The organism is Asticcacaulis sp., assembly GCA_024707255.1.
Classification (GTDB): Bacteria; Pseudomonadota; Alphaproteobacteria; order Caulobacterales; family Caulobacteraceae; genus Asticcacaulis.
The window spans coordinates 2,023,949-2,037,944 of record JANQAC010000001.1; the positions used below are offsets into that span (position 1 = coordinate 2,023,949).

The window sequence follows — 13,996 nt, forward strand, 5'->3', positions numbered from 1 at the left end:
CGCGCCTCAGCCGCCTGAAAATACCGAAAAGAAGGCAACCTCGTCGCCATCGTACAGGGGCTGATCACTATGCGTCACCACCTGGTTGACGCTCATGCGGATCAGGCCGGGTGTAATCCGGCCATTGTCCACCAAATCCTGGAAAATCTCTTCCCGAAGCCGGAACAGGGTTCCGCGGGCATCGGTCAGGTCGAGGCGTGCGCGTCGTTCCCGCATAAGGTCCGCCATGCGGCCAAAAAACAGAATATCGATCATGGCGTTCCAAAAAAGTGTGATGTGCAGGCAGCCCGTGTGCCGCAAGGCAAAGATGCGCGCAATATGACCAGTTTCGATAGGCCGGCATTAAAGAGGATCAAGCCGGCCGCACAGGCATTTGGGGTGGGTGATTGACATATGTCGGGCGCCGTTTTGTGATCAGTGCCAGATTTGACGAATATCAAGCCTGCGCAGCCCGGCAAATGACCCGACCAAGCCCGGTGCGGCACAGGGTTTTATGCTGATTGCCAGCAAAAGCAGGCGCTGTAGAGTTTTGGCGGTCAAATAATTGATAAATATCAATTCCGGCGTCAAGAAATGCGATCCGCGGATTGACGATCTTCCCGGCCGCGTATCTGTAATGTCAATGCGCGGCGGTTCGGCAGCCTCTATACAAACGTCATGTTATTCAGGAGTTTGACATGACGAACGAACCTTTCATCGACCTTTCCGTCCACCATCAGCCCCGTGGCTTTTCTGATCACTTCGCCCTGGGCTTCACCAAGCTGCTGCGTTTTTGCGCCGACACCTTTTTCGCAAAGCGCTATGGCCATCGCGCCGTGGTGCTCGAAACGGTGGCGGCGGTGCCCGGCATGGTGGGCGCCACGATCAATCACCTGAAGTGCCTGCGCCGCATGACCGATGACAATGGCTGGATCCGGACCCTGATGGAGGAGGCCGAAAACGAACGGATGCACCTGATGACCTTCGTGGAGATCGCCCGGCCGACCCTGTTCGAGCGTTTTGTCATCATCGCCGTTCAATGGGTCTTCTACGTCGCCTTCTTCCTTCTGTACCTCGTCTCTGCGAAAACCGCGCACCGCGTCGTCGGCTATTTCGAGGAGGAAGCGGTCATCAGCTATACCCATTATCTGGCAGAGATCGATGAAGGGCGCAGCGCCAATGTGCCGGCGCCGGCGATCGCCCTGCGCTACTGGAAGATGCCGGCCAATGCCACCCTGCGGGACGTTGTGCTGCTGGTGCGTGCCGACGAGGCCCACCATCGTGACGTCAATCATGGCTTCTCCAACGAGCTGAAAGGCGTAGCTCCCGCCGGCCAGGTGATCGCCCCTTATCCGGAGCACGATCTCGAAATCGTAGGGCTCTCCCGCAAAGAAGCCGCCTGAAACCGACCCGATCCGCTATGTCGTGACAGTGCCCGCTTTCAGGCGGGCACTTTTTTTGCCGGATGAAACGGGACAATTGCCCGCCTGGCCTGCGCGCTTTGGCGCTCGTGTCCGAGAATGTCGTTTCCCTGTTTGACAGGGATCAATGCCGGGCTTCTGCATCAATATATGGTGGTTTTTGCAAATATTGCGTCCATATTTTGATTCTGGAGGTTTCCATGGCTGACGGCGAAAGCGCGCTGCGCCCCCTTGATTTCCTGTTTTCCCCCCGCTCGGGGTCGGGCATCCCCGAAGGTCTCGTCGACTGCAAACAGACGGTCGAGGAATATATCCTGCGGCAGGACTGGCGGGTGAACGCCAATGCCAATACCGCCTACAGCAATGCCGGCCTGATCAATAATGCGGCGGGGAAGATCATCGCCAATTACTGGCTGGACCATGTCTATGGCCCCGAAGAAGCCCAGGCCCACCGTCGCGCCGACCTGCATATTCACGACCTGGACTGCCTGACCGGTTATTGCGCCGGCTGGAGCCTGCGCGCCCTGCTTGATGAAGGCTTCAATGGCGTGCCGGGCAAGGTGGCCAGCCGGGCGCCTCGGCATTTCCGCGAAGCGCTGGGCCAGATGGCCAACTTCCTCGGCATCCTGCAATCCGAATGGGCCGGCGCCCAGGCTTTCAGCTCGTTCGATACCTATCTGGCGCCCTATGTCTTCAAGGATCGGCTGTCGTTCAATGACATCAAGAAGGCCATCCGGAGCTTTGTCTACAATCTGAATGTGCCGGCGCGCTGGGGTCAAAGTCCCTTCACCAATATCACCCTGGATATCACTGTGCCGCCGGACCTGCGCGACAACTTCCCGACAGCCGACACGCTCCACCTGTTCAAGGGCATCGAAGATCCGGACCTTTTGGCCGAGGCCAGGCGCCGGGGCGCGGCGGTGCTCGAAGACATGACCTATATCCATTTCCAGCCTGAAATGGAGCAGATCGTCATCGCCTATTATGAGGTGATGACCGAAGGCGATGCGCAGGGCCAGCCCTTCACCTTTCCGATCCCGACCGTAAATGTCATGGAGGATTTCAACTGGGACAGCCCGGTGGCCGCGGCCCTGTTTGAAAATACCGCCAAGATAGGCAGTTCCTATTTCCAGAATTTCATCGGCAGCCAGTACCGTCTGAATGCCGATGGCAAGCGCGAACCCAATCCGGACGCCTATGCGCCCCATGCCGTGCGCAGCATGTGCTGCCGGCTGCAACTGGACCTGCGCGAACTGCAAAAGCGCGGCAACGGCCTGTTCGGTTCAGCCGAGATGACCGGCTCCATCGGGGTGGTGACCCTGAACATGGCGCGTCTCGGATACCGGTTCAAAGGCGATATGCCCGGCCTGCTGGCCGAAATCGACAGGCTGATGGACCTGGCGCGGGCCTCGCTGGAGAAGAAGCGGGTCTTCGTGCAGGAGATGTATAACCGCGGCCTTTATCCCTATACGCGTCGTTACCTGCCGCATTTCCGTAATCATTTCAGCACGATCGGCGTCAATGGCATGACCGAGATGGTGCGGAATTTCACGGGCGACACCTACGACGTCACTGATCCGCGCGGCATCGTCCTGTGCCAGGACATTCTCGACGTCATGCGGGGCCGTCTGAAGGTCTATCAGGAAGAAACCGGCCATCTCTACAATCTGGAGGCCACGCCGGCGGAAGGCACGACCTACCGTTTCGCCAAGGAGGATGCAAAATATTACCCCGGCATCCTCCAGGCCGGTTTCGATGACAACATCTATTACACCAATTCCAGCCAGTTGCCGGTCGGATTTACCGAAGACCCGTATGAAGCCCTCGATCTGCAGGACGACCTGCAATGCAGATATACCGGCGGGACGGTGCTGCACCTCTATATGAGCGAGCGCATTTCGTCGGGCGAGGCGTGCAAGCGCCTGGTGCGCAAGGTGATCGAGAATTACCGGCTGCCCTATATCACCATTACGCCGGTCTTTTCGGTCTGTGAAACCCATGGCTACCTCGCCGGCGAACAGCCGCATTGCCCGACCTGCCATAAGGAAACGCTCGTCTGGACGCGGGTGATGGGCTATCACCGGCCGGTCGCCAGTTTCAATCTCGGCAAGAAGGGCGAGCACAAGGAACGGCTGCATTTCCGGGAAGGGGCGTCAAACCTGCCGTTGTTCCGCGGCGAGGCGGCCGGCTAAGGCCATGTGGCGCAAACTGCCCATCACCGGCCTGACGCCTTTCACCTTCCAGGACTATCCGGGGCATACGGCCTGCATCCTGTGGTTTTCCGGCTGCAATATGGCGTGCGGCTATTGCCATAATCCGGAACTTGTAAAGGGCACGCTGGCCAGGTTGCCGGCCGAGAAAATCCAGCGGTTCCTGGCCTCGCGCCGGGACCGGCTGGAAGGCGTCGTCCTGTCAGGCGGGGAATGTACGCTGTCCCCGGCCTTGCCGCAGTTGGCGCGGTATCTGAAAGACATGGGGTATAAGGTCAAAATCGACACCAACGGCACCAGCCCCGCCATGTTGCAGCGGCTTCTGGGTGAGGGTCTGGTTGATTTTATCGCCCTGGATTTCAAGGCGCCGCAAACGAAGTTCGGGGCCATAACCGGCATGACCAAATGGGCCGATTTTCTACAGTCGCTCAGGCTTGTGGCGGCGGCGCCGTTGGATAAGGAAGTGCGGACCACGATCCACACCGACCTGCTCGATCGCGCCGATATCGAGGCGATGATCCGCCTTCTGGAGGACATCGGTTTTCGCGGGACATTCGCCCTGCAGAATTTCCGGATGGGGCCGACGCTCGGCAATCTGTCCGCACCATCCCGGCGTCCCGACCTGGCGGGACTTACCGGCCAGGGGCTTGATATTCAGTTGCGCAATTTCTGACCTTATCCGCGTCATCGCCTAAGCGGCGGCCTTGGCCTTGACCTCTTCCAGCAGGTGGATGAGCGCTATCACATCGGCGCTCTGGAAAAGCCCGCTGACCCCTGGTCGTCCATATCGGTGAACGGGCTTTCATAGAGGCGGCGGGCCTCCATCACGCCCTCCGCGGTGAGGTGATTGATGATCAGGTCGAGAAATTCGATCTGGTCGGCATTCAGCGCCCGGCTGGCGATGAAGGTGGCGAACGCCTGCTTCGCCGCCTCCCGGTCCAGCCCCACCAGCGAGCGGATGAACAGGCCGAGGCCGCCCTCGGCCTTCACCTGTTGCAGATCGGCGCTGGATACGGCCGCCTGCTCCAGCAGGATCCGTTCCAGTTCCGTCACATCCTGCGCGGTCAGTTGCTCGTTGCGGCGCAGTTTCTGGATGGTGATATGGTCGGCATGGTCCTTCAGGAAGTGGCGCACCTTGCGCTGGAAACGCTCCTTGTCCGTCCCGACCTCGACCGGCAGGGCGATCTCCTCGCCTTCGCCGATCTCGTCCTCGAAATCGGTGTAGATGATGGCCCGCGCCTTGCCCTCGATCAGCTTGATCAGCAGGCGCAGCCGGCGCCGGACCTGTTCGAGCATGGCCGGCGTGACATCGCGCCAGTAGTCATCGGTCTGCACCTCCATGATCAGGCGCAGTTCCGCCTGCACCATGGGGATGTTGCTCAGGCTTTCCAGTTGGCCCGCCAGAGACCGGATCGCTCCTCGGCAGCGGGCGAATGCCGCCTCCTGGCGCAGCAGGGCCAGTTGCGCCGACAGCACCAGATAATCGAACTGTTTCGCGCCCAGGTCGTCATCCTCAAAGGCCGAGGGCAGGCCGGCGATCTCATCGCTCAGAATGTGCCGCGCATCCTCGTCGATTGTCTCCCAGGCGTCGACCGCCTGGAAGCGCTCGACATGCCGCCATTTCGGCCGGACGAGGAAGTTGTCGCGGTTCATGCCGGCCACTTCGGCGTGAAGGCGCGCCTGCGTATCGGCGCGCAGTTGCCTCAGGCTGTCATCGCCATCCGGCAGGCGGTCCAAAAGCCCGATCATGTCCACCCGCGCCGTGAAAAGCCGCTGTCCCAGCGAGGCGGTGACGCCGCCCTCGGTATATTCCGGGTTCTGGTTGAAGAACTCGAAATTCTGGCAGAAATCGAAGATCAGGAACTGCGCCTTGTCCTGACCGGGACCGAAGAGGTCCGGGCGCAGGCGCGTGCCCCGGCCGATCATCTGCCAGAACTTGGTCTTCGAGCGCACGATCTTGAAGAAGACGAGATTGACCACCTCCGGCACATCGATCCCGGTATCCAGCATATCGACCGACACGGCGATATGCGGCGCCCTGGCCGGATTGGAAAAGTCGTCGATCAGGCTCTGCGCGTAGGAGACCGAATAGTCGATCAGCCGGGCGAATTCGCCCTTCAGGTGCGGATAGTTGGCATCGAAGCGCTCGACGATAAAGGCGGCGTGGGCGCTGTTCTTGGCGAAGATGATGGTCTTGCCCAGCCGGTCGCCGCCCTCGACCTTCAGGCCGTGGCTCATCAGGTGCGCCAGCACCTTGTCGACCGTATCGGTATTGAACAGCCACTTATTGATATCGGACGCGTTGACATCGGTGGGAATAGTGCCGTCCTCGTCCCATTCCAGCAGATCCCACTGTTCTTTTTCGGCCTCGGAAAGGTCGTCATAGCGGATGCCGTGACGCTGGAAGCGCAGCGGCACCGAAATGGCCTTCGGCGGCACCAGGAACCCGTCGCTGACCGCCTGGTCCAGGTCGTAGGCATCGGTTGGCACGCCGCTTTGAAGCTGGAAAAGCGAATAGGTGTCGCGGTCGATCTCATCGCGCGGCGTCGCCGTCAGCCCCACCAGCAGCCCGTCGAAATAGTCGAAAATGGCGCGGTATTTCTGATAGACCGAGCGGTGCGCCTCATCGATGACGATCAGGTCGAAATGCCCCGGCCCAAAGCGCCGGATGCCGTTCTGCATCTCGTCGATCAGGCCCATCATGGTGGGATAGGTCGAAAAATAGATCCGCCCCTCGGCCTGCTTGTCGGTGATCAGGTTGACCGGCGAGGTATGCGGCAGGTGCGTCTTGAAGGCGCCCACCGCCTGATTGACCAGCGCCACGCGATCGGCGAGGAAAAGCGCCCGCTTGACCCGGTTGGCGCGCATCAACTGATCGACCAGGGCAATGACCGTGCGCGTCTTGCCCGTGCCCGTGGCCATGACCAGCAGGGCCTTGCGCTGGTGGTCGCGCTCGAACGCCTCGCCCACGCGCTGGATGGCGCGCGTCTGGTAATAGCGTCCGGCGATGGCGCCATCTATCGCCACCGTGGCCAGGGGCTTGCGGCTGGTGCGGCGCTGGTGCATCAGCGCCAGCTCGTCCTTTTTCAGGAAGCCTTGCACACGGCGCGGCGGATGGTTGAGGTCGTCCCACAGCCAGGTGTCGTAGCCATTGGTGTAGAAGATCACCGGCCGCACGCCGAATTCGGCTTCCAGCGCGTCGGCATAGAGCTTTGCCTGCTGCTGGCCGGCGCGCGGGTCTTTGCGGGTGCACTTGGCCTCTATCACCGCCAGCGGTTTGTGATCATCGCCCCACAAAACATAATCGGCAAAGCCATTGCCGGAGGCGCTGGGCATCCCTTTGACCGGATATTCCCGGTCGCGCCCCTCGGCCAGCGGCCACCCGGCCTCGCTCAGCAACAGGTCGATATAGGCGTCGCGCGTCTGGGCTTCGTTATAGTCATGCGCATCGGGCCGGGCACTGGTTGGCGGCCTTGGTGGCGGCCACCTCGGCCTGCAGTCGCCTGATCTCGGCTTCCAGTTCGGCGCGCGCATCCTCTGATTTCAGGGCCTCCGCCTCGGCCTTTTGCCGCGCCTCGACCTGCTCCATATAGCGCCGCGCCGCTTCCTGGAGCTGGCCCAGTTTCAGCGGATCAACCTGCGCGGTGCGCGGCAGGGCATCGGCGGAAAAGGTCAGGGCGGCCGCGGGCTTTTCGCCTTTGGCATAGGTATGGACCAGCCAGTAGCTGACATGGAATAGCTCGCGCATGACGGTGACGGCGCTCTGGCCGCTCACCGGCCGCGTATCATGCACGGCGCGATTGCCCAGGTCCTTGATCAGCTTGGCCTTGGTGACCAGCCCGTCGCCGGCCAGGGCGCGGAAGCTCGGTTCGTGGATCAGCGCCGCCAGCGTTTCTTCATAGGGTTTTTTCAGCGTCCGGTCGTGGGCATAGAGCCACTTGATGGCGGTTTCCAGCGCCAGCCGCCCGTAGAAGCAGGCGGCGCGCGGATCGCTCAGCGCCGCCGCCTCGGCCTTGCGCGCATGGTCATGGACCGCGGCGAATTCAGGCGCAAGGAAGGCGAATTGCGACATCTATTTTTGCCCTGCAAGTTTGGGGAAATGCGCAGTGAAAGCACTGCGTACCATTGCCCAGACATCTGGGTCATATCCATGTTTCCATGAAACGGTATTCATGACATCGTAGCCTGCATCTCTAAGCCCATCCGCCAATGCTTTTTCCATAGCGCCAACAAGATTTCGAACGGGCGTATGACGCGCCATCAGAACCGCAGGAATATCGCCTTCGTTTCTTTCAATTTCTGGGTAGATTGGACCGTGGGATATCAGCTCGAAGTTCAGGCAGTGTTCGGCAACGATCCCTCTGTTGGCAAGTTGCCGACGAAGCGCGTTCTGGTTTTCCATAAAATTCAGATGCTGCCCCATGCGCGTATATGGTGCGGTAGCATGTGGACTTGAATTGTCGCCGGTACGCCCGACATATAGCAGTTCTTCGCCATTGGCTGTCTGGACACGCCAGACATACAGCCAAAAGCCGCGCTCAAGAATACTACCTGGAAAGGAAACGGAATAGGTTGTCACTATAATTCCCCCGGAACGCACGATGTTGAAGTGAGGCAAACAAAGCTGAATGTTGAGCCAAGTTCTTCTCAGCCAAGAAAATATGCTTTTCAATAACTGAAACTCTTTGCTCATATTGTTCCTGAAGCGTTAACGGCGGCAAGTAAAATTCTGCATCAGATAAGGAGCCAACATTAAAATGTTGTTGAATTTGGCCGCGACTTTCGGCCAACACTAACTTTTTTTCCTCCTTCGGAATTTATTAAATCCCTAAAAAAGCGAGGAAAAATATAATTTCTATCGGGACTCAAGATTAGAACATCTACAGTATTGGTGCCGTCCAGATGTGGAGGGACGACTGCCGCTAATCCGGGGCGACCGGTACGCACAATCACCAAATCTCCAGCCCAAACGCGCGTTTTAGCCAAACGAGTTGCATTATCTTGTTCTGAAAAGTAGACCACATCAGATAAATCGATGCCGCTCGACTTGATGTTCGTGCCGCGAATTACCGGAACGCCGGTGTCGACGTAGTATGATGCAGGTCTGACTACAATTCCGACTGTGATACGCTTAGCCATTTCTGAGGCTTTGCGAGTAGGGAAGCTAAGCGGATTTGTCGCCGGATCGCCGAACATTTCATAGAAAATGGCCTGGCTGAGGGTGTTGAGGCGGTCGAGGCTGCGCTGGCGTAGACGGCGCAGGGCGTCGGCCTGATCGAGGATCGCCGCAATCCGCTTCTGCTCATCCAGCGGCGGCAAGGGAATTAAAAGATCATCAATATGTTCGTTCTTGAGATTGTTAATATTCGCGCCCGCAGCCAATGTTGACATTTTCTGACGGTACTCGGACGTTTTGAAAAAATGACCAAGATAACGGGCATTCACTTTTTCAGACGGACGGACTACTTTACAAAAAGCTCCAAACCCTGCATCGAGATCAAATTCAGCTTGAGCAGCTTTGCCGACAACCGAGATACTGCCGCTTGAGGCTGCAATAACGATGTCACCTGATTTGATTTTTTGTTTACTGGCGACTTTGTTGGATCGGACATACACCAAATCATCTAACGCAAGCCCGACATCAGTTATATTGTTCGCTCGCAATACCGGAATATAGCCGTCTGCGGGATGATCAGTTACATCTGATTTTCCATAGGAAACGCCACGAAGCTGCTCTGCGATTTCAGAAAGGAGCGCCACACTCATCCCAGCATCGCCTCAAGCTTGGCCAGTCCCTCGCTGATCTCGGCTTCCAGGGTTTTCAGTTCGGCGATAATGGCCTGGGGCGTTTCATGCACCTGCTCTTCATGCTCGACCTGCTTGTAGCGGTTGAGCGACAGGTCATAACCGGCGGCGGCGATCTCTTCCCTGGATACGCAGAAGCTTTGCGCCGTGCGCGGACGGTCGCGCTCCGTCCCGTCCTTTTCAAGCCAGCGCGCCACCACATCGGGCAGGTTGTTTTTGGCGTGCTCGTCAGCGGTCAGGGCCGCTTTCGGCCCCTGCTTCTCTTCCGGCAGAAGCGGGCTGCGCTTGTCATCGAGCGACAGGCCATCCGCCTGCACATCGTAGAACCACACCTGATCCGTGCCACCGACCCCGGTTTTGGTGAACAGCAGGATGGCGGTCGAGACCCCGGCATAGGGCCGGAAGACGCCCGAAGGCAGCTTGACCACGGCGTCGAGCTTGTGGTCTTCGACCAGCATCCGGCGGATCGACTGGTGTGCCTTGGAGGAACCGAACAGCACGCCATCGGGCACGATCACCGCCGCGCGGCCGCCTTTGCGCAGCAGGCGCAGGAACAGGGCGAGAAACAGCAGTTCGGTCTTTTTCGTCTTGACGATGGCCTGCAGATCCTTGGCCGTCACCTCGTAATCGAGCGAGCCGGCAAAGGGCGGATTGGCCAGGATCAGCGAATAGGTTCCGGCGTCGCCGTCATGTTCCTGGGCCAGGCTGTCGCGGTAGCTGACATCGGGGTTTTCGACGCCGTGCAGGGTCAGGTTCATGGCGCCGATACGCAGCATGGTCGGGTCGAAATCGAAGCCGTGGAACATCTTCGTATGGAAATGTTCGCGCATCTTTTCGTTGCGGAACAGGTCTTGATGGTGATCGCGCAGATATTCGCCCGCCGCCACCAGGAAGCCGCAGGTGCCCGCCGCCGGATCGCAGATGACATCGGAAGGCGTCGGCTTCGTCAGTTCGACCATCATGTCGATGATATGGCGCGGTGTGCGGAACTGGCCGTTGGTGCCGGCGCTGGCGATCTTGCCCAGCATGTATTCGTAGAGGTCGCCCTTGGTGTCGCGGCTGCCCATCTCGATCTTGTCGATCATCTGGACGGCCTTATCGAGCAGGGCGGCATTGGAAAAGCCCAGGCGGGCATCCTTCATATGCTGGCCGTAGCTGGAGCCTTCGGCGCCCAGGTCGCGCAGGAAGGGGAAGACGCGGTCGGCCACCACGTCCATCATGTCGCGCGGCTCGAAATTGCGGAACTCCGACCAGCGCAAATCCTTATAGGGCCGGCCCTGATCGTCATTGCCTTCGGGAAAGATGCGGCGCTCGACCGGAATGCCCAGCATCTGCGCCTTGGTTTCCTCGACGTTTTGCAGTTCGTCCAGCCGCTTGATAAACAGCAGGTAGGTGATCTGCTCGATGACCGACAGGGGATTGGATACCCCGCCCGACCAGAAGGCATTCCATATCTGGTCGACCTGGGTCTTGATCTCGCCGGTAATCATCGCTGTTCTTTCCCGATCCTTGACATGAGGCTTACCCGGCCTTGGGGAGGGCGTTTGCGAAGTCGGCCGCATTGGCGACGACGACGGGCCGTTCCCGCAGGCTGTCCTGCCCCGGCGCCACGTCCAGCCTCAGCCGTTTCTCGAAATAGTAGAGCAGGGCGCGGCGAACCGGGACGCATACCTTGCCGTTCGTCATGCCGTAGTCAAGCGCAATGGTCGCCTGCTGGCCGGGCGTCAGGTCGGGGTTGGGGATAAGTTCGACGGTAAAAACCGTGTGCCACAGGGTGTCGTCCCGCGGCGTCCCCATACCGTCGCCCTCGGCGCGCAGGTCGCGGCAGCGCGACAGGATGAAATCCTTGTAGCGGCCATCGCGGTGGCACAGCGCCCGGACGTGCCAGCGCAGGCCGTCATGGCCGAAGGCGTGGGGCGTGATCCGCCGCCACACCGGCTCCGCTTCGGCCGGGTTCATGGAGTGATAAAAGATTTCGATCGACTGACCGGCGCGCATCGCCGCCAGCAAACGCCGCAGCGCGAACGGATCGATCCGGCGATGCGGCAGCGGCAGGGCGGCGGCCTCGGGCAGGGTGCGGAACCAGGTGTCGCCGGCCTCCAGTATGCCGTCGGCGAGGCCTTTCATCTGCGCCAGGTAACGGTCAGCATTGGGCCTGTAGAGTTTCGGCGCGAAGGTTTCCGTGGCGACATAGCGCTTGCGGCTGGCGTCATAGGCCAGGTTATCGCCCGCCATCTCGCGGTAGGCGCTGAGGTCGCCCGACGCCTGCGGCACCGAAACGCCGAAGAAATCGATCAGGTCGCTGCGGTTTATGCCGCCTTCCCAGAACAGCCGGAATTCGATGAACTCCATTCTTTGTTCCGCGCCCCAGCGCCGTAATGACTGACCCGGTTCCATCCGGCGCTCCTCGAAAAATACGTATATTAACTTGACGGGTATAAATTTTATACGTATTTCAGAAAATGTCAATCAGGGGTCGCGTTATCTGGGTATTTTAAGCATATTGTAACCTGGGGTATAGAGGGTTCGGGATTATCCGGGGTGGGGAGGATAGAATGTTCGATGAATTAAGGACGCTGACCGATGCCCAGCTAAGGGTAAAATATGACCAATTCGGCGATGACCTGGCGCGGCTGAAGGCGCTCAACCAGGTATTAACGCACCGGCGCAGCGAGGCCGCGCTCGATCTGCAGATAGAGGTGGTCGGCGCCATCCGGCGGCTGACGCGGGGCGTCACGACGCCGGCGGAGACCTGGCTGCGGCAGTTCCTGCTGACGCGGACGCTGAGCCGGCCCGATGGCCGCGCCCTGCACCGTTATCGCCTCACAGATGAGGAATATGCCGCCGCCGCGAAGGTGCTGGCCAGTTTCGACGGCCGCAAGCGCCTGCAGGCGCAGGAAGACCACGCGGCGCGCCTGTTCGTGCTGTTCGCCGCCGAGTGGTTCCGCCGGGAGGCCGTCTCGCTCTTCCGGCGCTGGGATGATGTCGCGCCCGGCGTTCTGGGCGTGATTGACGACAATGCCAAGCGCAGACTTACGGAAAAGGGGCTGCAATACTGGAAGCGCGACCTGCTGATCGCTTCGGACGGCAGCCGGGAATTTATTATTACCCTGTCGCTGGAAGGCGGCATTCCGGCCAATGTCGTGCTGGAAGACAGCAGCGCCTCCCTCGGCGGTTATCTGCGGCTGGTCATGCGCAGCGGCCTGCAGGATGCCACGCCGGAGCACCTGGCGGCCGTGGCTTGGGAAAACCGCGAGGGCCTGCCGCCGAGCTACCGCCATGAGGATTTCATCCGGCAATGCGCCGAACTGTGCGAACGGCTTCTCTATTGGCGGCGCCAGGTCGAAGAAGCGCGGCGGGGGATCGATCCGGTGGTCTATCTGGACGGCCTGCATCCGGAATGGCGGCGGGATCTGCCGATCCATGTGCCGGCCGGGCAGGACAGCGGCCTGACCCGCCTGCTCAGCGGCCTGATGCGTGAAAAACTGACGGCGCCCTATACGGCGGGCGTATCTGCGCGCCGGCTGCTGGTGCTTAAGGAGGGGACCTGGCGTCAGGCCCTGCACCTGGCGGCGGACGGGGAGATTTCCAGACACAGGTTCCCGCCGTTATCCGCTGTGGCGCGTGTGGAGATCGTGCCTTCGGGGCGGTTGGCGGACCTGCTGCCGGGCGATTTCGCCGTGGCCTACCCGCCGGACGGCGAGCAGGCCACCTGGCGCATCAGGCCGCGCCTGAAGTTGCTGCATCCGCTGCCGGGGTTTGAATTCAGCCAGGCCGTGGCGGTCAATCTGGTGGAGACCGGTGCAAGCACTGCCTGGACGTGGCCCGGCGGCGAAGCGCTGAATTCGGATCTGTGCGTCTTCGAAGCCGGGGAAGGGAGCGGCGAGGCGCCGGACACACTGGTTCTCAAGGCGCGCGGCTCCTACAGTTCAGCGGCGAAGACGCTATATGTCTGGGCACCGGACGAATGGCAGGTGGAAGGCGCCGGGGTGACACCCATCGCGGCGTTCCCGCTTCGCCGGCCAGGAAAATTGTACAGGCTGGACGCCGTCGCCTATGTTACGCCGGAAGATGATGACACGCGGTTCCGGATAGAGCCGGACAGTGCGGCGCGCGAAGAGCGCCTGATCATTCCGGCGATCAGCCCGTATATCGAAGCAGCGGACAGCCGGATCGCCTTTGCCCATTCGCCTCTGAAAGTGAGGATTGAAACGCACGGGCGCGAACGGGCGGCGAAATCAGGTGAAATCTTCTGGCGCCGGCCGGGTGAGCGATGGCAGCCGCTGGCCCACGATCTGAGGTGCGAAGGTCTGGTTGAGATATCCTGGCGCGATCCGCAGGCGGGTATCCAGATAGAAAAGCAGTGCGTCTGCCTCCTGCTGCCGGATGCGAAGATGGGGGCGGCCCTGCAGACTCAAACTGACGCCCTGGTGGTATTCGACGGGTTGCCGGGCTGGTCGTTGATCGTCGATGAGCCGGGCCTTGACCTGGAGCCTTTGACACCGGCGCAGTCACGCCTGCGTTTTCATGAGCGGCCGTTTTTTTCGCGTACGGATGAAGCTTCGGCCCACGCAGGGGCCG

Annotated in this window: 11 protein-coding genes and 1 pseudogene; 4 read left to right on the plus strand and 8 right to left on the minus strand. The window is 60.3% G+C overall.

Annotated elements, in window-relative coordinates; all coding sequences use genetic code 11:
- Positions 1-6: 6 nt before the first annotated feature.
- Both NVV72_10005 and NVV72_10010 read right to left on the minus strand, forming a co-directional pair.
- Entirely contained in the window at positions 7-255 is a 249-nt protein-coding gene (locus NVV72_10005; protein MCR6659649.1) for a MoaD/ThiS family protein, read from the minus strand.
- Positions 256-414: 159 nt separating this feature from the next.
- Positions 415-570 (minus strand): hypothetical protein, encoded by a 156-nt coding sequence (locus NVV72_10010; protein ID MCR6659650.1) that lies wholly within the window; start codon positions 568-570, stop codon positions 415-417.
- A 107-nt stretch (positions 571-677) separates the two neighbouring features.
- Between NVV72_10010 and NVV72_10015 the strand changes: the two genes are divergently transcribed.
- From NVV72_10015 to NVV72_10025, 3 genes are all read left to right on the plus strand, one after another.
- Positions 678-1,382: an alternative oxidase gene (locus NVV72_10015; protein ID MCR6659651.1), complete on the plus strand. Its 705-nt coding sequence runs from the start codon at positions 678-680 to the stop codon at positions 1,380-1,382.
- 218 nt (positions 1,383-1,600) lie between these two features.
- On the plus strand, positions 1,601-3,592 hold the full coding sequence (locus NVV72_10020; protein ID MCR6659652.1) for a ribonucleoside triphosphate reductase: 1,992 nt from the start codon (positions 1,601-1,603) through the stop codon (positions 3,590-3,592).
- Between the two features lie 4 nt (positions 3,593-3,596).
- A complete protein-coding gene (locus NVV72_10025) occupies positions 3,597-4,283 on the plus strand; it encodes an anaerobic ribonucleoside-triphosphate reductase activating protein (GenBank protein MCR6659653.1) in 687 nt (228 codons plus the stop codon).
- 68 nt (positions 4,284-4,351) lie between these two features.
- On the opposite strand, the gene NVV72_10030 is transcribed toward NVV72_10025, so the two are convergent.
- The 6 genes from NVV72_10030 to NVV72_10055 are packed head-to-tail and all read right to left on the minus strand — an operon-like array spanning position 4,352 to position 11,767.
- The gene (locus tag NVV72_10030; protein MCR6659654.1) at positions 4,352-7,144 is read right to left on the minus strand and encodes a DEAD/DEAH box helicase family protein; all 2,793 of its coding nucleotides are present in this window, start codon (positions 7,142-7,144) and stop codon (positions 4,352-4,354) included.
- Complete coding sequence (locus NVV72_10035) at positions 7,050-7,682, minus strand: DUF4145 domain-containing protein (GenBank protein ID MCR6659655.1); 633 nt, start codon at positions 7,680-7,682, stop codon at positions 7,050-7,052. Before NVV72_10035 ends, NVV72_10030 begins: the two co-directional genes overlap by 95 nt.
- Entirely contained in the window at positions 7,683-8,303 is a 621-nt protein-coding gene (locus tag NVV72_10040) for a hypothetical protein (GenBank protein ID MCR6659656.1), read from the minus strand. It abuts the gene before it with no gap.
- Between the two features lie 59 nt (positions 8,304-8,362).
- Positions 8,363-9,376, minus strand: coding sequence for a restriction endonuclease subunit S (locus NVV72_10045; protein MCR6659657.1), 1,014 nt, complete (start codon positions 9,374-9,376; stop codon positions 8,363-8,365).
- Complete coding sequence (locus NVV72_10050) at positions 9,373-10,905, minus strand: type I restriction-modification system subunit M (GenBank protein ID MCR6659658.1); 1,533 nt, start codon at positions 10,903-10,905, stop codon at positions 9,373-9,375. Before NVV72_10050 ends, NVV72_10045 begins: the two co-directional genes overlap by 4 nt.
- 31 nt (positions 10,906-10,936) lie before the next feature.
- Positions 10,937-11,767, minus strand: coding sequence for a WYL domain-containing protein (locus tag NVV72_10055; protein MCR6659659.1), 831 nt, complete (start codon positions 11,765-11,767; stop codon positions 10,937-10,939).
- 203 nt (positions 11,768-11,970) lie between these two features.
- Here NVV72_10055 and NVV72_10060 point away from each other — a divergent pair.
- Positions 11,971-13,869: pseudogene (locus NVV72_10060) on the plus strand (STY4851/ECs_5259 family protein).
- Positions 13,870-13,996: the final 127 nt, after the last annotated feature.